Annotated in this window: 19 protein-coding genes; 10 read left to right on the top strand and 9 right to left on the bottom strand. The window is 67.6% G+C overall.

What is annotated here, in order from left to right:
• The first annotated feature begins 95 nt into the window (after positions 1-95).
• From ACFOGJ_RS18295 to ACFOGJ_RS18265, 7 genes are all read left to right on the top strand, one after another.
• Positions 96-1,361: a Rieske 2Fe-2S domain-containing protein gene (locus ACFOGJ_RS18295; protein ID WP_379903186.1), complete on the top strand. Its 1,266-nt coding sequence runs from the start codon at positions 96-98 to the stop codon at positions 1,359-1,361.
• Positions 1,362-1,589: 228 nt separating this feature from the next.
• Positions 1,590-2,135 (top strand): TRAP transporter small permease, encoded by a 546-nt coding sequence (locus tag ACFOGJ_RS18290; protein WP_379903184.1) that lies wholly within the window; start codon positions 1,590-1,592, stop codon positions 2,133-2,135.
• Entirely contained in the window at positions 2,132-3,439 is a 1,308-nt protein-coding gene (locus tag ACFOGJ_RS18285; protein WP_379903182.1) for a TRAP transporter large permease, read from the top strand. Before ACFOGJ_RS18290 ends, ACFOGJ_RS18285 begins: the two co-directional genes overlap by 4 nt.
• Before the next feature lie 59 nt (positions 3,440-3,498).
• Positions 3,499-4,620, top strand: a complete 1,122-nt coding sequence (locus ACFOGJ_RS18280) for a C4-dicarboxylate TRAP transporter substrate-binding protein (protein ID WP_379903180.1) — start codon at positions 3,499-3,501, stop codon at positions 4,618-4,620.
• Between the two features lie 102 nt (positions 4,621-4,722).
• Complete coding sequence (locus ACFOGJ_RS18275; RefSeq protein ID WP_379903178.1) at positions 4,723-5,835, top strand: C4-dicarboxylate TRAP transporter substrate-binding protein; 1,113 nt, start codon at positions 4,723-4,725, stop codon at positions 5,833-5,835.
• A gap of 377 nt (positions 5,836-6,212) precedes the next feature.
• Complete coding sequence (locus ACFOGJ_RS18270; protein ID WP_379903176.1) at positions 6,213-7,019, top strand: alpha/beta fold hydrolase; 807 nt, start codon at positions 6,213-6,215, stop codon at positions 7,017-7,019.
• Between the two features lie 123 nt (positions 7,020-7,142).
• Positions 7,143-7,901 carry a formylglycine-generating enzyme family protein gene (locus ACFOGJ_RS18265; RefSeq protein ID WP_379903174.1) on the top strand — a complete coding sequence of 253 codons (759 nt, stop codon included), beginning with the start codon at positions 7,143-7,145 and terminating at the stop codon, positions 7,899-7,901.
• 55 nt (positions 7,902-7,956) lie between these two features.
• Here ACFOGJ_RS18265 and ACFOGJ_RS18260 read toward each other — a convergent pair whose 3' ends face one another.
• Positions 7,957-8,613, bottom strand: a complete 657-nt coding sequence (locus ACFOGJ_RS18260) for a winged helix-turn-helix transcriptional regulator (protein ID WP_379903172.1) — start codon at positions 8,611-8,613, stop codon at positions 7,957-7,959.
• Positions 8,614-8,710: 97 nt separating this feature from the next.
• Here ACFOGJ_RS18260 and ACFOGJ_RS18255 point away from each other — a divergent pair, with 97 nt between their 5' ends.
• Both ACFOGJ_RS18255 and ACFOGJ_RS18250 read left to right on the top strand, forming a co-directional pair.
• On the top strand, positions 8,711-9,436 hold the full coding sequence (locus tag ACFOGJ_RS18255; protein ID WP_379903170.1) for a DUF1428 domain-containing protein: 726 nt from the start codon (positions 8,711-8,713) through the stop codon (positions 9,434-9,436).
• 14 nt (positions 9,437-9,450) lie between these two features.
• A complete protein-coding gene (locus ACFOGJ_RS18250) occupies positions 9,451-9,930 on the top strand; it encodes a VOC family protein (RefSeq protein ID WP_379903168.1) in 480 nt (159 codons plus the stop codon).
• Between the two features lie 471 nt (positions 9,931-10,401).
• On the opposite strand, the gene ACFOGJ_RS18245 is transcribed toward ACFOGJ_RS18250, so the two are convergent.
• The 8 genes from ACFOGJ_RS18245 to ACFOGJ_RS18210 all read right to left on the bottom strand — a co-directional run bounded on the left by ACFOGJ_RS18245 (position 10,402) and on the right by ACFOGJ_RS18210 (position 18,762).
• Positions 10,402-10,821, bottom strand: a complete 420-nt coding sequence (locus tag ACFOGJ_RS18245; RefSeq protein WP_379903166.1) for a carboxymuconolactone decarboxylase family protein — start codon at positions 10,819-10,821, stop codon at positions 10,402-10,404.
• Positions 10,818-11,576, bottom strand: a complete 759-nt coding sequence (locus tag ACFOGJ_RS18240; protein ID WP_379903164.1) for a FadR/GntR family transcriptional regulator — start codon at positions 11,574-11,576, stop codon at positions 10,818-10,820. The genes ACFOGJ_RS18245 and ACFOGJ_RS18240 overlap by 4 nt, the downstream gene beginning before the upstream one ends.
• A 16-nt stretch (positions 11,577-11,592) precedes the next feature.
• Entirely contained in the window at positions 11,593-12,120 is a 528-nt protein-coding gene (locus tag ACFOGJ_RS18235) for an aromatic-ring-hydroxylating dioxygenase subunit beta (RefSeq protein ID WP_379903162.1), read from the bottom strand.
• A gap of 11 nt (positions 12,121-12,131) precedes the next feature.
• On the bottom strand, positions 12,132-13,481 hold the full coding sequence (locus ACFOGJ_RS18230) for an aromatic ring-hydroxylating oxygenase subunit alpha (RefSeq protein ID WP_379903160.1): 1,350 nt from the start codon (positions 13,479-13,481) through the stop codon (positions 12,132-12,134).
• Positions 13,482-13,619: 138 nt separating this feature from the next.
• Positions 13,620-14,525 carry a phytanoyl-CoA dioxygenase family protein gene (locus ACFOGJ_RS18225; RefSeq protein ID WP_379903158.1) on the bottom strand — a complete coding sequence of 302 codons (906 nt, stop codon included), beginning with the start codon at positions 14,523-14,525 and terminating at the stop codon, positions 13,620-13,622.
• Between the two features lie 132 nt (positions 14,526-14,657).
• On the bottom strand, positions 14,658-15,977 hold the full coding sequence (locus ACFOGJ_RS18220; RefSeq protein WP_379903156.1) for an aromatic ring-hydroxylating oxygenase subunit alpha: 1,320 nt from the start codon (positions 15,975-15,977) through the stop codon (positions 14,658-14,660).
• 22 nt (positions 15,978-15,999) lie between these two features.
• Complete coding sequence (locus ACFOGJ_RS18215) at positions 16,000-17,298, bottom strand: Rieske 2Fe-2S domain-containing protein (protein WP_379903155.1); 1,299 nt, start codon at positions 17,296-17,298, stop codon at positions 16,000-16,002.
• Between the two features lie 174 nt (positions 17,299-17,472).
• Complete coding sequence (locus ACFOGJ_RS18210) at positions 17,473-18,762, bottom strand: Rieske 2Fe-2S domain-containing protein (protein ID WP_379903153.1); 1,290 nt, start codon at positions 18,760-18,762, stop codon at positions 17,473-17,475.
• A 256-nt stretch (positions 18,763-19,018) separates the two neighbouring features.
• On the opposite strand from ACFOGJ_RS18210, the gene ACFOGJ_RS18205 reads away from it, so the two are divergent.
• Positions 19,019-20,029: a DODA-type extradiol aromatic ring-opening family dioxygenase gene (locus ACFOGJ_RS18205; RefSeq protein ID WP_379903151.1), complete on the top strand. Its 1,011-nt coding sequence runs from the start codon at positions 19,019-19,021 to the stop codon at positions 20,027-20,029.
• Positions 20,030-20,095 lie beyond the last annotated feature (66 nt).

The following is a 20,095-nucleotide window of genomic DNA, read 5'->3' as shown; positions in this document are numbered from 1 at the left end:
CAATTTCCTTGCCGGCCTGTGGCTGCCAACCTATCCTGTTATCAAAGAGAAAGGCCGCGGCACGGACCGCAGGCCGGAGCTGGAGGAGACGTCGCATGCTCAAGCACGACGACAACGAACTGCTGGCCCGCGTCGGGCCGGGAACGCCGATGGGCGAGCTGTTCCGCCGGCTCTGGCTGCCGGCGCTGATGCCCTCGGAACTGCCGGAACCCGATTGCGCGCCGGTGCGGCTGCGGATCCTGGGCGAGGATCTGGTGGCGTTCCGCGACACCGAGGGCCGTATCGGCATCCTGCAGGAGTTCTGCCCGCATCGCCGCGCCAGCCTGTTCTTCGGCCGCAACGAGGAATGCGGCCTGCGCTGCGTCTATCACGGCTGGAAGTTCGACGTGGAGGGCCGCTGCACCGACATGCCGTCGGAGCCGCCGGAGACCGACTTCAAGCACAAGGTGCGGATGACCGCCTATCCGTCTCTGGAATGGGGCGGCCTGATCTGGATCTACATGGGCCCGCCGGAGCGCAAGCCGTCGCCGCCGGAATACGAATGGGCGCTGCTGCCCGCAGCGCAGCGCTGGCAGCGCAAGTGGATCTACGAGGCGAACTATTTCCAGGGCATGGAGGGGGAGATCGACACCTGCCACACCTCCTTCCTGCATGCCTACAAGGACAAGTCCTCCCTGGTCGCCAACCTGGCCAAGGCGCATGACGCCTGGCAGGCCGACAAGGCGCCGCAGCTCACCGTTCGCCGCGCCCCCTACGGGCTCTACTACGGCTCCCGCCGGAACCTGGGCGACGGCCAGTACAACTGGCGCATCACCCAGTGGCTGCTGCCGACCTTCAGCCTGATCCCGCAGCCCGGCTATCCAGTGTCATGCCGCGGCTATGTGCCGATCGACGACCACCGCACCATGGTCTTCAACACCAGCTACAACCGCGAGGCACCGATGCCGGCGGAGGATATCGAGAAGCTGGAGACCGGCATGACGGCGGCGCCGGAACTGATCCCCGGCACCTTCCTGCCGGTGACCAACATGGCGAACGACTACATGATCGACCGGGAGGTGCAGCGCACGGTCAGTTCCACGGGGATCCCCGGTGTGAACAACCAGGACCGCGCGCTGGTGGAGACCATGGGCCCGATCGTCGACCGGTCGAAGGAGCATCTGGGCACCTCTGACGCCGCGGTCATCCTGGCGCGGCGGATCATGCTGGAACATGCCAAGGCGCTGGCCGCGGGCGAGGAACCGCTGCCGACCGACGGCAGCATCTACCGGGTGCGCTCGCTGGATGTGACCACGGCGATCCCCGACCTCGATACCCTGGTCGCCACGCACGGGGCGGAACTGGAGGTGGCGGCGGCCTGACCCGTGGGCACGGGCCACGCTTTTTCCGCCCGGCAACCGCGGCGACAGTTGCGGCCCCCCGCCCTACAATGAGAAATTGGTCATGCCAGTTTTCCGGACCGCTTCCGGATTGCATACCGGGGAATCCGGCAGCGGCGCCGAAGCGGCGGGGCAATGAGACAAGGCCGACAAAGGCCGGTTGAACGGATCGCGCAGGCGGTGCCGCGCGGGGAGGAGGCAGCCAAGACGATGACCCCAGGACGATTCTCTCCGGGCAAGCTGTTCGTCATCGCCGCGCGGGCGCTGATGGTCGTCGCCGCCCTGGCGACGATGGCCATGATGTTCCACGTCACGGCCGACATCATCTGGAAGTACCTTTTCATCGCGCCGATCCGCGGCACCCTGGAGATCGTCGCCGGCTGGTACATGGTCGCGGTGGTGTTCTGTTCCATCGCCTATGTCGAGGTGAAGCAGGGCCATATCGTCGTCGACCTGTTCACCCGCGGCCTGCGGCCCGGCCGGCTGAACGCCCTGCGGACCTTCAACTACGCGCTCTCCGCGGTCTATGTCGCGGTGCTGGCCTGGCTCGCCCTCGAAGAAGCGCTGCGCCGCACCGCGCAGAACGAGGTCTGGGAGACGGTCAACGGCTATCTGTCGATCTGGCCGTCGCGCTGGCTGGTGGTGGCCGGCTTCGCGGTCCTGCTCTGCCTGTTCGCGGTCCGCAGCGTCCAGGCGCTGCGTGCCGCCCGCGACCCGGAACGGGTCGCCTTCGTCGGCCCGGAGGACGCACATTGAGTTCCCTTCAGATCGGCCTTCTTGGCGTCGTCGCGATCCTCATCCTGATCGGCATGCGTGTGCCGATCGGCGTCGCCCTCGGCGTCGGCTCCTTCGCCGGCATCTGGGCGATCCGGGGCTTTGATCCGGCGCTGGGCACCCTGCGCAGCCTGCCGTTCGAGTTCGTGGCCCACTGGTCGCTGTCCGCGATCCCGATGTTCCTGCTGATGAGCGCAGTGGCAAGCCAGTCCGGCATCGCCAAGTCGCTGTACCGGGCGGCGCGGCTGTGGCTGAACTTCATGCCGGGCAGCCTGGCGGTGTCCACCACCTTCGCCAGTGCCGGCATGGCGGCGGCCTCCGGCTCGTCGATGGCGACCGCGGCGGCGATGGGCAAGCTGGCGATCCCGGAAATGCTGCGCTTCAAGTACGACAAGGGCCTGGCGGCCGGCGTCGTGGCCAGCGCCGGCACCCTGGGCTCCCTGATCCCGCCGTCGATCCTGATCGTCCTCTACGCGATTTTCGCCGAGGTCTCGATCAGCCAGATGCTGATCGCCGGCGTGCTGCCGGGCATCCTGACGGCGGCAGTCTACGTGATCATGATCATCATGCGCTGCTCGATCACGCCCAGCCTGGCGCCGAAGATCGAGGAGCATCACGACCCGGGCGAGAAGTGGCGGGCGCTGGGCGAGGTCTGGCCGCTGCCGGTGCTGATCCTGATCGTGATCGGCGGCATCTATTCCGGCATCGCCACCGCGACCGAGGCCGGCGCGTTCGGCGCGGCGGCAGCCTTCCTGATCGCCATCTTCCAGCGCCGCATGAACTGGCAGGTGGCGCGGGATTCGGTGGTGGAGGCCTGCGTCTCCACCGGCCTGGTGTTCTTCACCGCGATCGGCGCGATCCTGCTGACCCGCTTCATGGCCTTCGCCGGCGTGCCCTTCTACATGGCGGACCTGGCGGAGCCCTTCTCCGACCAGTTCATCGTCCTGATCATCGGCGCGTCCATCGTCTTCATCATCCTGGGCATGTTTCTGGACCCGCTGGGCGTGCTGCTGCTCAGCCTGCCGATCATGCTGCCGCTGTTCGAAGGCGTCGGCGCCGACATGATCTGGTTCGGCATCATCGTGATCAAGTTCCTGGAGATCGGCCTGGTGACCCCACCGGTCGGCTTCAACGTCTATGTCATCAAATCCGTCGTGGGCGATCAGATACCCCTGGAGACGATCTTCAAGGGGGTGGGCTGGTTCATCGTCTGCGAACTGATCGTGGTGGCGCTGCTCGTTCTGTTCCCCGACATCGTGCTTTATCTGCCGAGCTTGATGCAGTGAGGGCGGCCCGTTCGGTCCGTACCCGGGGCGTAACCATGGCAGCAGGGAGAGGATTTGGGATGCAGCTGAAGCGAATGACCCAACTGGGCCTGGCCGCGGGCATGGCCGCCGGCCTGGTCGCGGCGGCCGGCCTGACGCCGGCCCTGGCGAAGGAGTTCACCTACTCCACCTTCATCAGCCCGAAATCGACGAACAACACCGAAGGCGTCGAGCCGATGTTCGAGCGGGTGAAGGCGGCCACCAACGGCGAGATGGACTGGAAGCTCTATCCGGCCGGCCAGATCCTCGCCGCCCGCTCCACCCTGCCGGGCGTGCGCGACGGCGTGGCCGATGCCGGCTTCGTGGTCGCGGCCTACCATCCGTCGGAACTGAAGAACACGCTGGTGCTGGCCAACATGATCAACTCCGGCTCCAACGCGATCGCGGTCGCCGGCGCCGTGAACGAGGCGATCATGCTGGGCTGCAAGGAATGCCAGGACGATTTCCGGGCGCAGAACAGCCTGTACCTGGGCGGCCATGTCACCACGTCCTATTACCCGATGTGTGCCAAGAAGTTCGACGGGCTGGAAGGCTTCAAGGGCCTGAAGATCAAGGCCACCGGCGCGTTCAGCGGCATCCTGCAGGAGCTGGGCGCGGTGCCGGTGAACATCCCCACCGACGAGATGGCGGAGGCGATGGAGCGCGGCCAGATCGACTGCGTGCTCGGCTCGCTCGCCTGGATGGAGAACTACAGCCTGAAGGACGTCACCAACTACGTGCTGGAGGCGCCGTTCGGCTCCACCCGCGGCCTGGGCCTGATGACCGTCAACAAGGATGTCTGGGAGGGCCTGCCCGCCGACCAGCGCAAGGCACTGCTGGACAATATGGGCGGCATGATCTCTGGCGCCGTGCACGGCTATCTGGAGCAGGATGCCGAGGCGAAGAAGAACGCCCTGGCGAAGGGCGTGGTCTTCGAGCAGCCCAGCGCGGCCTTCTCCGCGGCCCTGGAGCCGAGCCCGAAGTTCAAGCAGGAAAACCTGGACAAGGCCGCCAGCCTTGGCGTGAAGGACCCGCAGAAGATCGCCGACAGCTTCAACGCGATCCTGCCGAAGTGGCAGAAGATCGCCGAGGAGGTGGGCATGGACAAGGACGCCTATGCCAAGGCGCTGCAGCGGGAAATCTACGACAAGGTGGACTACTGATCCGCCACAGCTGAACCGGCGCCTGGGCGGCAACGGCACCGCCCGGGCGACCGGCCCACGACGATAAGTACAAGCCGATAATCATAAACCGGAGGTACGCCGATGACCTGCATGCGACTGTTCGCGACCGGGCTGGCTGCGGGGCTTGTCCTCGCTGCCACCGCCCCCGCCGCCGTCCAGGCCGAGGATTACGACTTCTCGTCCTGGTCCGGCCTGCGCTCGACCAACCACACCCTCGCCCTGCAGCCCTTCTTCGACGAGTTGAAGGAGAAGTCGAACGGCGAGATCAACTGGATCCTCTATCCGGGCGGTCAGCTGATGGGGGCGCGCGAGACCCTGGGCGGCGTGCGCGACGGGGTGGCCGATGCCGGCTTCATCGCGGTGAACTTCCACCCCTCGGAGCTGAAGCACAACAACGTGCTGGCCAACATGGTCTTCGACGGCAGCGACCCGGTCGCGGTCGGTGGCGCGATCAACGAGACGATCATGCTGGACTGCCCCAGCTGCGATAAGGACTGGGTGGCCAACAACCTGATCTATCTGGGCGGCCATACCACCACCGGCTATGTGCTGATGTGCGCCGAGCCGTTCGACGGCCTGGAAGGCATCAAGGGCAAGAAGGTCCGCGCCACCGGCGCCTTCAGCGGCATCCTCACCAACATGGAGGCGGTGCCGGTGAACATCCCGCCCAGCGAGATGGCCGAGGGGCTGGAGCGCGGCCAGATCGACTGCGTACTGGGCCCGATCGCCTGGCTGGAGCAGTACAGCGTGATGGACCAGATCAAGTATGTCCTGGACGTGCCGTTCGGCACCACCCGGGCGCTGGGCCTGTTCACCATGAACCTGGACAGCTGGAACGACATGTCGCCGGAACATAAGGCCCTGATGATCGAGGGCATGCCCGGCATGGTCGCCCGTGCCATCGGCGGCTACATCTCCGAAGACGAGCGCGCCCGCGCCAACGGTGAGAAGAAGGGCATCACCTTCGCGAAGCCCGATGACGCCTTCCTGGCGAAGCTGGCCGACACCGACCCGCTGACGAAGGAGAACATCGCGACGGCGAAGTCGCTCGGCGTCGATGACGCCCAGGAGATCGCCGCCTCGTTCCGCGAGAACCTCGCCAAGTGGCAGAAGATCGCCGAACAGAACGGCCACGACATCGACAAGTTCGAGGCCGCGCTGAAGGCGGAGATCTACGACAAGATGCAGTTCTGAGCAGGCCGCGCGGCCGGCAAGGCAGGGGCGCGCCCGGAGGACCGGGCGCGCCCTTTTTCTTCGGATCCCCGCCGCATCTCCACCCTCTCCGTCCTCCTCGGTCTCGAGCCTACGGGATTCACATATCTTTTCTCTTCGACGTGCCTCCCTGTTGCCGTCGCCCTCGGGCTTGACCGAGGGGCATGACGGGACAGGGACGCCGCGCAGCTTCACCGCCTTGCCACGTTCCTCGGGTCAGGCCCGAGGATGACGGCAAAAGGGTAGAACCGCAGGGCTGCTCTGGCTCCGCTGACGAGATGTGTGAATGCCGTAGGGTCGAGCCCGAGGATGACGGCACCGGGGTGCCGGCCGCACCACCTCAATCGAAAGCCATGCCCATGCCCTTCGCCACTTCCTCCGACGGCATCCGCATCGCCTGGCGCAGCGACAGCGCCGTGCCCCCCGGACGGGCGCCGGCGGCGACGATCCTTCTGCAGCACGGCCTGGGCCTGGAGATGCATGCCTGGGACGGCTGGATGGCGCCGCTGCTGGCCGCCGGCTTCCGCGTGCTGCGTGCCGACCTGCGCGGCCATGGCCACTCCGACCGGCCGGCGGAGGGCAGCCTATGGTCGACCCGGCAGCTTTGCGACGACCTGGACACGGTGCTGGACGATGCCGGGGTCGGGCGCTGCCACATCGTCGGGGAATCCTGGGGCGGGACCGCCGCACTCGCCTTCGCCGCGGCCCGGCCGGCCCGGACCGCCTGCCTGGCGGTGATGTCCACCACCTATGACGGTACCGCGATCCCGACGATCCGCGGCTTCGCGCCCCTGGTCCGCGACCGGGGAATTGAAGCCTGGTCGCGGATGATGCTGGAGGCCCGCTTCACTGCCGAAATCGACCCGGCGGTACTGGACTGGGTGGACCGGGTGCAGGGCGCCTGCACCCCGCATGTGATCGCCGACATGTCCGACTATGTGGCGGCGGAGAGCATCGAGCCCGTGCTGGCGGCCGTGCGGGCGCCGGTCCTGATCCTGGCGCCGCAGGGCAGCCCCTTCGTGCAGGCCGATACGGCGGCTTCCCTCGCCAGCCGGCTGGCGGATGCCGAGCTGCACCGCTATCCGGGCCACCGTCACGGACTGGTCCTCACTGGGGCGGAGATCGGCGCAACGGAGCTGGTGGCCTTCCTGCAGCGGCGGGGATGAGGACGAGCGCCACCGCCGCGACTTGACCTCGGATGCTGCGGCCGCACCTTGATCCATGCCGGATCGGGGGGACGACAGGTCCCGGCCGGCGTTCCGCACGCCACGGACACAGGGCTTCCGGGAATGAAACCGAAGATCGTCGCCTCGCTCGTCGTGCTGTCCGCCCTTCTGTCGACGGCCGCGCCGGCGCTCGCGCCAGCGGAGACGCAAGGCCAGATGCAAGTCGTCGACGGCTTCGCGATCGACCGCACCGAAGTCACCGTCGGTCAGTTCCGCCAGTTCGCCCGCGCGGCCGGCATTGTCACGAAGGCCGAGCGCGAAGGCGGCGGCCTGGTCTTCGCCGCAGGCTGGCAGCAGCGGGATGGCTGGACCTGGCAGGCGCCCTACGGCACAGCCGCGACGGACGGCGAACCGGCCGTCCATGTCACCTTCGACGAGGCCCAGGCCTATTGCGGCTGGGCCGGCAAGCGCCTGCCGACCGAGGCGGAATGGCGCCTGGCCGCCTATACCGAGTTCCGTGCCGCACCGCCGCCGCCTTTCGCCACAGGCCGAAGCTACCCCTACCCCACCGGCGACAGCCCCGAGGGCGCCAACTGCCTCGACGGGTGCGGGAGGGTGCCGGTGACCGACCGTTCCGCGGTCCTGAAGCGGGGACGCGGCCACGCGACGGCGGGCACGACCCGCGCCGGGGTCAACGGCCTGTACGACATGGGCGCCAATGCCTGGGAATGGGTCGATATCGACGGCGAGGACCCCAAGGGCACCCTCGGCGGTTCCTGGTGGTACGGTGCTGCCCAGATGCACGCCGGTCACGAGGCGACGAAGCCGCGCGACATGGCGGTGGTCTATATCGGCTTCCGCTGCGTGAAGGACCTGCCCTGACGCGGCTTCGGCCGGTTGCCGACCGCCTTCGGGCATGCGCGCGGCCCGGCCGGGATCACCGCTGCAGTGCGAGGCTGAACAGCGACAGGAAGGCCTCGGCAGCAGGGATATCGCCTTCGGCATCGACCTTTCCGGCGGTGACCAGCACCGGCAGGGGCGTAGCGCCATAGACCGCCGCGGCGACGGCATTCGCCCGACCCCGAACGATGAAAGGGCTGTCGGGCCTGTCGACCGGACGGGTGCGCAACTTCCCCCCCGCCAGGCGCATTTCGAATGCCTCGCCGCCGAAGTCGAAGCCGGCCAGTGCATGCCGCCGTCCTGCCAGGCGGCGATCCAGGCAGACACCCATGGAGATCATCAGCGCGGACGGGCTGATGAAACGTTGCGGATCATGACCCGGCACGGTCAGCGCCCAGCGGCAGAGCGCCTCGAGCACCGGAAGCAGGCCGCGCCCGCTCTCTGTCAGCGTGTAGATGCCGAGCCGTTCGTCATGCGCGATCACGCCTGCCTGCGCGAGCTGCGCCAGACGACCGGTCAGCACGCTCGCCGTGATGCCCGGCAGGCCGGCCCGGATCATCTGGAAGCGCTTGGGCGCGAACATCAGTTCGCGCACGACGAGCAGCGCCCAGCGGTCCCCGACCAGGTTCAGCGCATGGGCGGCCAGGCAGCCCTCATCGTAGCGGATGCGCGGTTCCTTCGCCTGTTCAGTCATATTTTCATTCTATCAGTTGTTTTTTTATACTAACTCTGACAGCCTCCCTCCGAAAGCGGAAAGTCGCCGCATGGCAAACCAGCAGGGAAACAGCGACGTGACATATTTCTCAGGTGCGGTGGCGCCCGTGCCGACAGCGAGGAAAGACGCCTATGCCGACCATGTCGCGGCGGCCTGGCGGCTGTTCAGGGGCTACGGCGCGGTACGCATGGTCGAGACCTGGGGGGTGGATCTGCCCAGGGGCAAGGTCACCGACTTCCATGGCGCGGTGAATGCCGGGCCGGACGAGACGGTCGCGTTCTCCTGGATCGAATGGCCCGACAGGGCCACGGCGGATGCCGCCTGGCAGAAGATGCGGCAGGATCCCGCGGCGAAGGATCTGCCGGAGATGCCGTTCGACGGCAGCCGCATGATCTTCGGCGGCTTCGCCCCGGTCTGCGAGGCCGGGACACGCGATCCGGCGGGCTACTACCAGGGCTTCCTGCTGGCCGTGCCCGAGGCGAACCGGGCGTCCTACGCCAGGATGGCCGCCGAGGCCTGGCAGATCTTCGACAAGAACGGCGCCATCGGCATGGTCGAGGGCTGGGGCGAGGATGTGCCCCGCGGCAAGGTCACGGACTTCTACCGCGCCACCAAGGCGGAAGCGGGCGAGGTGCCGATGTTCAGCTGGGTGGCCTGGCCCGACCGGACCACCTGCGATGCCGCCGCCAAGGCGATGGAGGCGGAAATGGGCGGGATGGAGATGCCCGAAATGCCCTTCGACGGGATGCGGATGATGTGGGCGGGCTTCGAGCCGCTGTTCGATTCCGCGACCGCAGGCTGATGGAAGAAGGTGCAATGGCCGTTGCGAAGAACACGATCTGCCTCTGGTACGACAGCGAGGCGGAGGCCGCGGCGCGCTTCTATGCCGCGACCTTTCCCGACAGCGCGGTGACGGGCGTTCACCTCGCGCCCGGCGACTATCCCGCCGGGAAGGCCGGCGACGTATTGACGGTCGCGTTCACCGTGCTGGGCATCCCCTGCCTCGGCCTGAACGGCGGCAAGGCCTTCACCCACAGCGAGGCGTTTTCCTTCCAGGTATCGACCGAGGACCAGGCGGAGACCGACCGCTACTGGAACGCGATCGTCGGCAATGGCGGCCAGGAAAGCGCCTGCGGCTGGTGCCGGGACCGCTGGGGGATCTCCTGGCAGATCACCCCGCGGGTGCTGATGGAAGCCCTCGCCGCCGGCGGCGGCGAGGCAAGCCGGGCGTTCGCGGCGATGATGGAGATGGGAAAAATCGACGTCGCCGCCATCGAGCGCGCGCGACGGGGATAGCCTGCTCCCTGCCGGCCGAGAGGGCATGCGTCGTTCCCGGGCCCGACCCTACGTCATTCACCCATCTTCTCGACGCGCCCTCCCTGTTACCGTCTCCCTCGGGCTCGACCCTACGGGATTCACATATCTCTTCTCTTCGACACGCCTCCCTGCTGCCGTCGCCCTCGGGCTTGACCCGAGGGGCCTGACGGGACAGGGAGGCCGCGCAGCTTCGCCGCCTTGCCACGATCCTCGGCTCGGGGGCCGAGGATGACGGCAAAAAGGGAGGACCGCAGGGCTGATTTGGCTCCCTGACGAGATGTGTGAATGCCGTAGGGCTCGACCCGAGGGCCGCGACGGAACAGAGACGCCGCGCAGCTTCGCCGTCCTGCCACGATCCTCGGCCAATGGCGCGGAACTCTGGGCCCGAGGACGACGGCGAAAGGTCAGGACCGGGAATTCCGGGGACGCAATACTCGACTTGCGGCGGACCTACCGCGCCTCCATGTCCTTCGGCTGGTCGCTCTCCTCGTCCCACTCGCCGCGCTCCTTCAGGCATTCGCGCAGCACCTGCAACGCCTGTACGCAGGACGGCGCGCCGCCATAGGTGACCATCTGAAACATCACCTCGGCGATCTCGCGCACGGATGCGCCGCGGTTGCGGGCGCCGTGGACATGCAGCCGCAGCTCGTCGCGGGCGCGCATCACGGTCAGCGCGGCGACGGTGCAGAGCTGGCGCTCGCGCTGGGTCAGCACCTCGCGCTGGTAGAGCCCGCCGACGAAGAACTTCGAGAAGGTCAGCGCCAGGTCGCCGTCGAACTGCTTCCACAGGTGGAAGGCGGTCTCCTCCGGCGGCACCGGAGCGTAGAGGCCCTGGCGGCTCTTCGTCAGGTCCGCATTGTCCTCGCTCATGCGATCTCCTCCCGGTCGTTCTGGGCTTCGGGTTCCTGGTCCGCGCCCTGGCCGATGCGGGCATAGGCTTCGCGGTAGTAAAAGGTTGCGGCGTTCATATGCTGCGCCATCAGCGCGGCCGCCCCCGCATCGTCCTGCGCGGCGATCGCCGCGACCAGGCGCTCATGCATGGCATGGCTGGCGCGGCAGCGCTCAAGGTCGCGGAAGTACAGCGCCCGGCGGCCGTGCAGCGCCGGCAGGAAGCCGTTCATCAGGCGCAGCAGCACCCGGTTGCCGGTCGCCGCGGCGATCGCCAGGTGGAAGCGCTGGTCCTGGTCGAGGATCGTCTCGCCACGGGCCAGCCGGGCCGCGCTCTCCCCCACCAGGCCGCGCAGCACGGCCAGGTCGGCCTCCGTCCGCCGGCGGCAGGCCAGCACCACCGCCTGCTGCTCCAGCAGCATGCGCAGCTCCACCGACTGGGCGACCTCCGCCTCGCTGAGCGGCAGGCTGAGTTCCGACAGCAGGGACAGCGCCTCAATGCTGGCATCCTGGTCGCGGTGGCGGAGATAGTTGCCGGAATTGGAGCGGCACTCGACGATCCGCAGGGCCTCCAGGATCGCCATTGCCTCGCGCAGGGCGGGCCGGCTGACCTCCAGCTGCTCCGCCAGCTTGCGCTCCGCCGGCAGGCGCGCGCCGGCCGGCAGCTTCTCCCGCTCGATCAGGCCGAAGATGCGGGCGATGACGTCATGGGCACGGGACTCGCCGCGCGGGGACATGGCCAGCGGCTCCGGGCTAGAGGATGATCGACAGCTTGCCCTGCGGACGCAGGGCATCGATATCCAGGACGGCGCGCTTGCGCCGGATGCGGTAGGTGTCGCCCGGCGCCGCGCCCTCGCCCGCATGCCGCACCAGTTCGTAGACCGCGTGGCCCGGATAGACGTCGACGATGCCGCGCTTGGCGCGATAGACGACATAGGCGCAGGCGATCTTCAGGACATGGCCGTCGTCGCCCTCGATCCGGACATTGCTGACCAGGTGGCGGGTGCGCGAGGGCGGGAATTCCGCATGCGCGGTCTTCTTTAGCAGGCGTTTCGCGCGCTGCTCGATCCGGAAGCGGTCGTCATGCACCAGGAACAGGTTGGTGCGCGGGTCCGCATCCTCCGGCAGGTCGGTGGAGGGCACCTCGTACTCGGCATCCTCGGTGAACAGCGCCGCCCACTCCATCAGCTGCCAGGAATCCAGCAGCTGCGCCTCGTGATAGAGGAAATCCTCCACCTCCGCGCGGACGGCCGCACGGCTGACTGCTACGGCTTCTGCCATCGGACCTTCCCCTAACCCGCTTCCCGGAAGGCGATGCGCTCTTCCGCCGCCATCATGTCGCGCCATTGCCGCCAGAAGGTGCGCATCTGCAACTCGTCCTGCTTGGCGGCATATTCGGCCTCCCGGAACATGCCCTTCGACAGGTCGTTCCAAGGGGCACCGATGCTGGCCTGGTAGCCCTGCTGGCAGAGCTCCAGCATCTCCACATCGTCCGGCGTGGCAAAGCCGCCGGGGCCCAGGAATTCGAGGAAGTTGCGCAGGCGGCGGTCCTTCACCGCCTCCGGCTCGCCCTTCGGCGCCATCGCCCAGGCGCGCACCTCGAAATAGTCGGGTGCCACCGGATAGAAGGTGCGCACGGTCACCGCCATGATGTTCAGCACGGCGAGGTTGGGGAAGATCAGCAGGTTGTAGTCGCGCTCGGCGACCATCTCCGCCTTTTCCGGCCCCAGCCGCTCGACCAGCTCGACGCGGATGCGATCGATATCGGCCTGCGCCTCTTCGCCCCAGCCGGGCACCCAGCGCGCCACCGGCCGGCCCCAGGGGATCGCGCCCTGGCTCTCCGAAACCGCATGGCCGTTGCCCAGGTCCAGCACCTGGCCGAACGCCTTGTTATAGGAGAACTTCCGGTTCTTGTAGGCGTCGCCGTCGCGGTCCGACAGATAGTCGAAATAGGAGGCATGGGCGGTCGGCGCGTGATAGCCGTCGGCACTGTTCTCCAGCAAGAGCTTCCAGTTCGCCCGCGCGGAATATTCCTGCGTGCCGCCGACGATCTCCATCCCGGCCGCGCCCTGCAGGGCGATCAGCTCCAGGTAGAACTTCGCCCCGCCCAGATAGACGTCCAGCGGCTCCGCCGCCGCATCGTAGTTGATGAAGACGAAGCCGTGGCAGACCTCCAGCCGCGGCACTTCCGGCAGGTCGTAGGCGCCGTCGGCGTTGAAGCCGTCGGGGTAGGCCTCCTTGCCCGGCTGGCCGATCAGCCGGCCCGCGTTGGAGAAGGTCCAGCCGTGATAGGCGCACTGGAAGCTCTTCGCCTTCCCCGCCCGCTCCCGGCAGACCAGGGCGCCGCGATGCGGGCAGACGTTAAAGAAGGCGCGGATCCGCCCCTCGCCGTCGCGCACGAAGATCAGCGGCCGGTGGTTGATGGTCCGCGCGACGAAGCTGCCCGGCCCCGCCAGCTCGCTCTCATGGCCGAGATAGAGCCAGCAGCGGTCGAAGATCCGCTGCCGCTCGATCTCCAGGACCGCCGGGTCGGTCAGGGCGCTGCGATGGACGCGGAAGCGGTTGCGCGCGTGGTCCTCGTCGACAAGGCCGCGCAGGTCGGCGCTGCTGAACCGGTGCGCGCCCCCAGGATGCGTTTCCATGGCCAAGGTTCGTCCTTCGCTCGGTCCGGTGCCGCAGGTCGGCCCGGAAATTGGTCTGACCAATATTCGGCGGTTGCCGGAACCCTGTCAAGCCGGGGCTGCCCTTCTCGAATGCGCCCACGATCCGCAGCGGCCGGATCAGGTTTCCGCTGCTTGCACCGGTTCGTCCTCGCCCGACTGGGCGGCATAGATCGAGGTATAGCCGCCGGACCAGTCCGGCGGGATCTGGCATGGCCGCGGATCATGAGCCGCCCACTTCACCGGCGCGCCACGCACAAGGCGATAGGCGTGGGAGGATGGATCGGGGTGCGGCGTGTAGGGCTTGGCGTCGGCCGAGGTGAAGCAGTTCAGAAGCAGTGGCCGCGGCAGATGCGACCTGCTCGACGGCGAATAGTGCAGGGTGCGGGCATTGTGGATCGTGATCGACCCGGCCCGACCGGTCAGATAGGCCACATCGCTCATGTCGATGGACGCCGCATCCTCGTCGCTCAGCATGCCGGTCCAGTTGCCGTCCCTGTCGTACTGGTCGAACAGGGGCCGGTCGTGGGACCCGGGTTTGACCGCCAGGGGGCCGTTCTCCATGTCGGTATCGGCGAGATAGCAGCCGATCGTCAGCACGTTGTAGTTGGTGTGCGGGAAGAACTGGATGTCCTGATGCCACCGCACCCTGTCGCTCTCGTCAAACCATTTGAAGTTGAGTTTCGAATGATGGAAGACGACGTTCGGACCGACCAGGTCGGCGGCGACGTCCGCCATCAGGCCGCAAGCGAAACGCCAGTAGACCTCATCCTGCTCGTCCGGGCGCTTCAGCCGCCGCAGCACCGGTCGCGCGGCGCTATGGCCGGGCCCGATATCGAATACCCTGCCGGAGCGCGTCTCGCCGCGGCTCGCCTCGACGAACCGTTCGGTCACGGCGATCAGCCCGGACAGGATGTCCTGCGGCACCAGGTCCTCGACCCCGACATAGCCGCGGTCGAAATATTGCTCCCGCTGCGCCTGTGTCAGGACGCGCGCCGGCTGGGATAGAATCTCCTCCGGGGTCATGGCCAGTGCTCCCTCCCTGCCGCCGGCTTTTGCACCAGTATCCGTGCCGGCAGCGGTGCCGGCAATGCCGGGTCCGAGCGGCGACCGCCTCGACAGGAATGGCTGATCGGTCGCGGGGGGAAGCCGGACCGGCTACCCGGCGAGCTTGAACGACACCCGGCGCTCGGCGGCGAGCATGTCGTACCATTGCCGCCAGAAGGTGCGCATCTGCAGCTCGTCCTGCTTGGCGGCATGTTCGTCCTCGTGGGACATGCCGCGCGACAGGTCGTTCCAGGGCGCGCCGATCTGGCAGCGATAGCCCTGCTGGCAGAGTTCCAGCATCTCCACATCGTCCGGGGTGGCGAAGCCGCCGGGGCCGAGGAATTCCAGGAAGTTGCGCAGGCGGCGGTCCTTCAGGGCCTCCGCCTCCTCCCGTGGCGCCAGGGTCCAGGCGCGCACCTCGAAATAGTCCGGGGTCACCGGATAGAAGGTGCGCACCGTCACCGCCATGATGTTCAGCACGGCGAGGTTGGGGAAGATCAGCATGTTGTAGTCGCGCTCGGCGACCATCTCCGCCTTCTCCGGACCCAGCCGCTCCTCCAGCTCGCGCCGGATCGCGGCGATTTCCGCCTGTGCCTCCTCGCCCCAGCCGGGCACCCAGCGCGCCACCGGCCGGCCCCAGGGGATCGCGCCCTGGCTTTCGGCGACCGTATGGCCGTTGCCCAGCCGCAGCACCTGGCCGAAGGACTTGTTGAAGGGATTGCCCTTCGCCGCCTGATGGCCGCCGTCGCGTTCCTTCAGATAGTCGAAATAGGAGGCATGGGCGGTCGCCGCGTGATAGCCGTCGGCGCTGTTCTCCAGCAGCAGCTTCCAGTTCGCCCGGGCCGAATATTCCTGCGTGCCGCCGACCACCTCCATGCCCAGCGCGCCCTGCAGGGCGATCAGCTCCAGGTAGAACTTCGCCCCGCCCAGATAGTCGTCCAGGCTTTCGGCGGCCGGGTCGAAGCAGACGAAGACGAAGCCGTGGCAGCTTTCCAGCCGCGGCACTTCCGGCAGGTCGTAGGCGCCGTCGGCGTTGAAGCCTTCCGGATAGGCCTCCTTCCCCGGCTGGCCGATCAGCTTGCCGGCATTGGAGAAGGTCCAGCCGTGATAGGCGCACTGGAAGCTCTTCGACTTTCCCGCCCGCTCCCGGCAGACCAGGGCGCCGCGATGCGGACAGACGTTGAAGAAGGCGCGGATCCGCCCCTCGGCGTCGCGCAGGAAGATCAGCGGCCGGTGGTTGATGGTGCGCGCCACGAAGCTGCCGGGCTCCGCCAGCTCGCTCTCATGTCCCAGATAGAGCCAGCAGCGGTCGAAGATCCTCGTCTGCTCCAACGCCAGGATGTCCGGGTCGGTCAGCGACCGGCGATGCACCCGGAAGCGGCTCCGCGCGCGGTCCTCGTCGATCAGTCCGTGCAGCAGGTCGTGCCCCATGGCCTGGCCTCCTCCCATCCGTTCAGGCGTCGACCGTCTGGCGGTCCCGCTTCTGCCCGGCGGTGCGCATCGCCGCCATGGTGTCCGGATCGTCGCGATAGCTCTTCACCGACGCCGGCAGCACCGACGACCAGGACCGCACGGCATAGATGTCGCCGCCGGCTGCCGCCTCCGGCACGGTGCCGTCGCGGAACCGCTTGGCAGCGTCGATCATCAGCTTGCGCGCGGCGATGATCGCGGTGTCCGACGTGCCCAGATGCTCCTTGGTGCGGTCCGCGATCGGCCCCGCCGTCTCCGTCACCATGGCGTCCTGCGCCCGCACGCCGGGAATGCCGGTATAGCTGACGGTCTTCTGCAGGCGGCGGTCCAGGCCGTAGTCGTTCTCCATCCGCTCCATCGGGATGGTGGTGCCGGGCAGCACCCGGCGATGGGCGAACTTGCCGGCGGTGAACTTCTCCAGGTCGTCTTCGGTCAACGGCTTGTCGGGGCGGTAGGTGGCGCAGATCACCCAGCAATGGGTGTCGTCCTTCGGCACCCACATGCGGTTGGTGATATAGCCGCCGGGCTCCGGCGCGATCATGGTGTAGAACGGCAGCATGAACTGGTTCATCCGCCAGTAGCCGGCGCCGTCCTCCACCGTGCGGCGCGCCGCCAGGGTGAGGCCGTGGCTGTGCTGGTCGATGGTCCATTTCGGCGCCGTATCGCCGGTGAACCAGGCGCCCGACAGCGATCCCTTCGGCGCGTCCTTGGCGTCCAGCTGGCGGTGCAGGAAGCTGACATGGGATGAGTCGATCTCCCCCTCCAGCGCCTGGAAATAGTTGCTCTCCTGCTCCCAGCGGGAAACGTAGACGTGGGGCAGCGGCAGGCTGAGCCACTCGATGTTGGGCAGCGCGCCCTCCTCCCCCTTCGGCCCCATATAGGCCCAGAGGACGCCGCCGGCCTCGCGCACCGGATAGGCTGTCAGCCGCACCTTGCGGGCCAGGGTGCTGTCGGCCGGCTCCGACGGCACCTCCAGGCACTTGCCCTCCACGTCGAACTTCCAGCCGTGATAGACGCAGCGGATGCCGCATTCCTCGTTGCGGCCGAAGAACAGGCTGGCGCGGCGATGCGGGCAGAACTCGTCGATCAGGCCGACCCGGCCGTCGGTGTCGCGGAAGGCCAGCAGCTGCTCGCCCAGCAGGGTGACGCGCAGCGGCGCACCGTCGGCCTCCGGCAGTTCCTTGGAGGTCATGAAGGGAATCCAGAACCGCCGCATCATGTCGCCCATCGGCGTGCCGGGGTCGGTGCGGGTCAGGATCTCGTTATCCTCTGCCTTGAGCATGATTTCCTCCTGCGGTCCCTATTCGGGCGATCCTTTGTTTCGGCGATCCTAGCACGGGACGGCGGTGCATGCCGAGATTGGCCAGACCAATAGCCCCGGCGGGATGAAAGCCGCGCCACCACCGCAGGCGTCGCGGTGGCCCATGGCGCCGCCTCGCTCAAGCGTGGCCGAACCTCACACCCGCACGAGCTTCAGCGGCGAGGTCTTGAAGCCCATCACCTCCTCGTATTCGCGGCGCACATGGTCGGGCTGTCCGGCCTGGTAGATGTAGTCGGTCGGCATCAGGTTGCGCGCCAGCAGCGGCTTCGCCTCGCGGTCGGCCACACTCATGCCGGCCACGAAATGCGCCTTGTCGATGATCGGCAGTTCCAGGCATTCGTTCTGCGCCGGATCGCGGATCACCGCCTTCGGCTCCTCGCCGCGCTCCATCGCCTTGATGTCGTCCTCGAACCGCTTGCGCATCATGATGACGCCGCGGTCCGACTGGCCCAGATGCTCGTGGGTGCGGTCGGTGATCTCCCCCTGCCCGACCCAGGCGATGAAGTCCTGGTTCATGATGTGGCTGGTGATCCAGCGCCCCGTCTCGGAATCCGCGATCGGCCCGGTCCAGTAGGGAATGCGTTCCTGCACGTAGGGCTCGCGCTCCTTCGGCACGCGGGAGAACATCCAGGTGACGCTGAGGGTGCGGGTATCGTCGATCGGCACCCGCCATTCGAAATGGTTGCCGGTGAACAGCGCGTTCGGCCAGAGGCAGACCCGGCCGGTCTGCCACAGCGGGTGGCTCTCGTCGGTATCGGCGCGCACCCGCTTGTAGACGAAGCCGTAGTCGATCTCCTCGAAGGCGATCTTGATATGGGTCGGCGAATAGGGCCCGGTATCGCCGGCCAGCCGCTGGCTCCAGTTCGAATGCATCCACTCGAAATGCACCGGGTCGATGGAATTCTCCTGGCACTGGAACCAGTTGCAGGGGATCTCGGCGAACACCACCTGCACGAAGCCGTTCTTCCAGGTAAAGGGCTCCCAGTTCGGCACCAGGGGCCGCGGCTCCGGTCCCAGATAGGCCCACAGCATCCCCGCCTTCGCCTCCACCGGATAGGCCGTCATGCGGATCTTCTCTTTGAAGCGGCTGCCGGGATCGACCATCTCCTCGTAGGGCTGCTCCCGGCAGGCCCCGTCATGGTCGAACAGCCAGCCGTGATAGTTGCAGCGCAGGCCGCACTGTTCGACATAGCCGTAGGACAGGTCCGCATTGCGGTGCGGACAGCGCCGCTGCACCAGCCCGTAATTGCCGCCCAGATCCTTGTACAGGACCAGGTCCTCGCCCATCAGGCGGACCGGCTTCACCGGATTGTCGTCCAGCTCCGCGACCGCGGCGATCGGCTGCCAGTAGCGTCGCATCAGCTCCCCCATCGGGGTGCCGCGCCCGATCCGGGTCAGCAGCTCGTTCTTGGCCTGGCTCAGCATGGCGTTTCCTCCTCCTAAAGCCCGCCGGCAAAGATCCGCCGGCAAAGACCCGCCGGGGCGGCATGGCCAGCGATTTCGCCCATGCCGAATTGTTTTCGTCTATTATGAATGCCCGTGGACGTGCAAGCCGCAAAGGTGACGCACCGCATCGGCCGGCAGGCGACTTCCCGCAATTCGGTTTGCTCTTGACAAACATGATTCGTCATTGGCAAAACCGCTTCAAGACACCCTGCCGCAGGAGGCCCAGGCCGAGCCCATGGCCCGCATCACCGCTGCCTTCGGATCCTCCCACAGCCCGATGCTGAACGCCGAGCTGGAGGAATGGTCGCGCTTCGTCGAGCTGGACCGCAGCCGCGCCTTTACCGACCATGACGGCCGCGACTGCAGCTACGACCAGCTCCTGGCGGCCGTGCCCCGCGATTCCGGCCGCCATGTCGCGCCGGCGGAGATGGCGCGGCGCCATCGTCAGAGCCGCACCGCAATGGCCACCCTGCAGGGCCATATCGAGGATGCGAAGCTCGACGTCCTGCTGATCGTCGGCGACGACCAGATGGAGATGTTCCAGACCGACAACATGCCGGCCTTCGGCATCTTCTACGGCCCGTCGATCCGCAACCGGGCGCGCCAGGCATTGCCGCCGGGCGCCGATCCGGCGCGGGACGTGCAGGCCTGGGCGAAGCGCCTGCGCGGGCGCTATTTCGAGGATGCGGACACCGATTATCCCTGCCACGCAGCCCTGGCACTGCACCTGATCGAGGGGCTGATCGAGCGCGGCTTCGACGTTTCCGCGATCGGCCGGCTGCGCGAGGACCAGGGCGAGGGGCATGCCTTCGCCTTCATTCACCGCCGCTACCTCGCCGGCAGCGGCCTGCCCGTCGTGCCGGTCTTCCTGAACACCTATTTCCCGCCGAACCAGCCCACCCCGCGGCGCTGCGTGGAGATCGGCCGCGCGCTGGCGGCGCTGGCGGAGAGCTTCCCGGAGGATCTGCGCATCGGGCTGCTCGCCTCCGGCGGGCTCAGCCATTTCTATGTCGACGACGATCTCGACGCCGGCGTGATGGCTGCGTTGCGCAACGGCGACCTGGACTACCTTGCGGGCCTCGACCCGCGCATGCTGCGCTACGGCTCCTCGGAGATCCGCAACTGGATCGCCGTTGCCGGGGCCCTCGACGGGACCTCGCTCAGCCTGCGCTGGATGGACTATGTCCCCGGCTACCGCACGCCGGCGAAGACCGGCACCGGGCTCTGCTTCGCCGCCTGGATGTAGGCCGCGACCCGGCTGCCTGCGCAACAGCAAGACCGGCTGCCAAAAGACCGGCTGCCAAAGGACCGG

It is taken from the genome of Marinibaculum pumilum (assembly GCF_042646425.1).
Taxonomy (GTDB): domain Bacteria; phylum Pseudomonadota; class Alphaproteobacteria; order Ferrovibrionales; family Ferrovibrionaceae; genus Marinibaculum; species Marinibaculum pumilum.
This window is presented reverse-complemented; position numbering and strand designations above follow the sequence as displayed.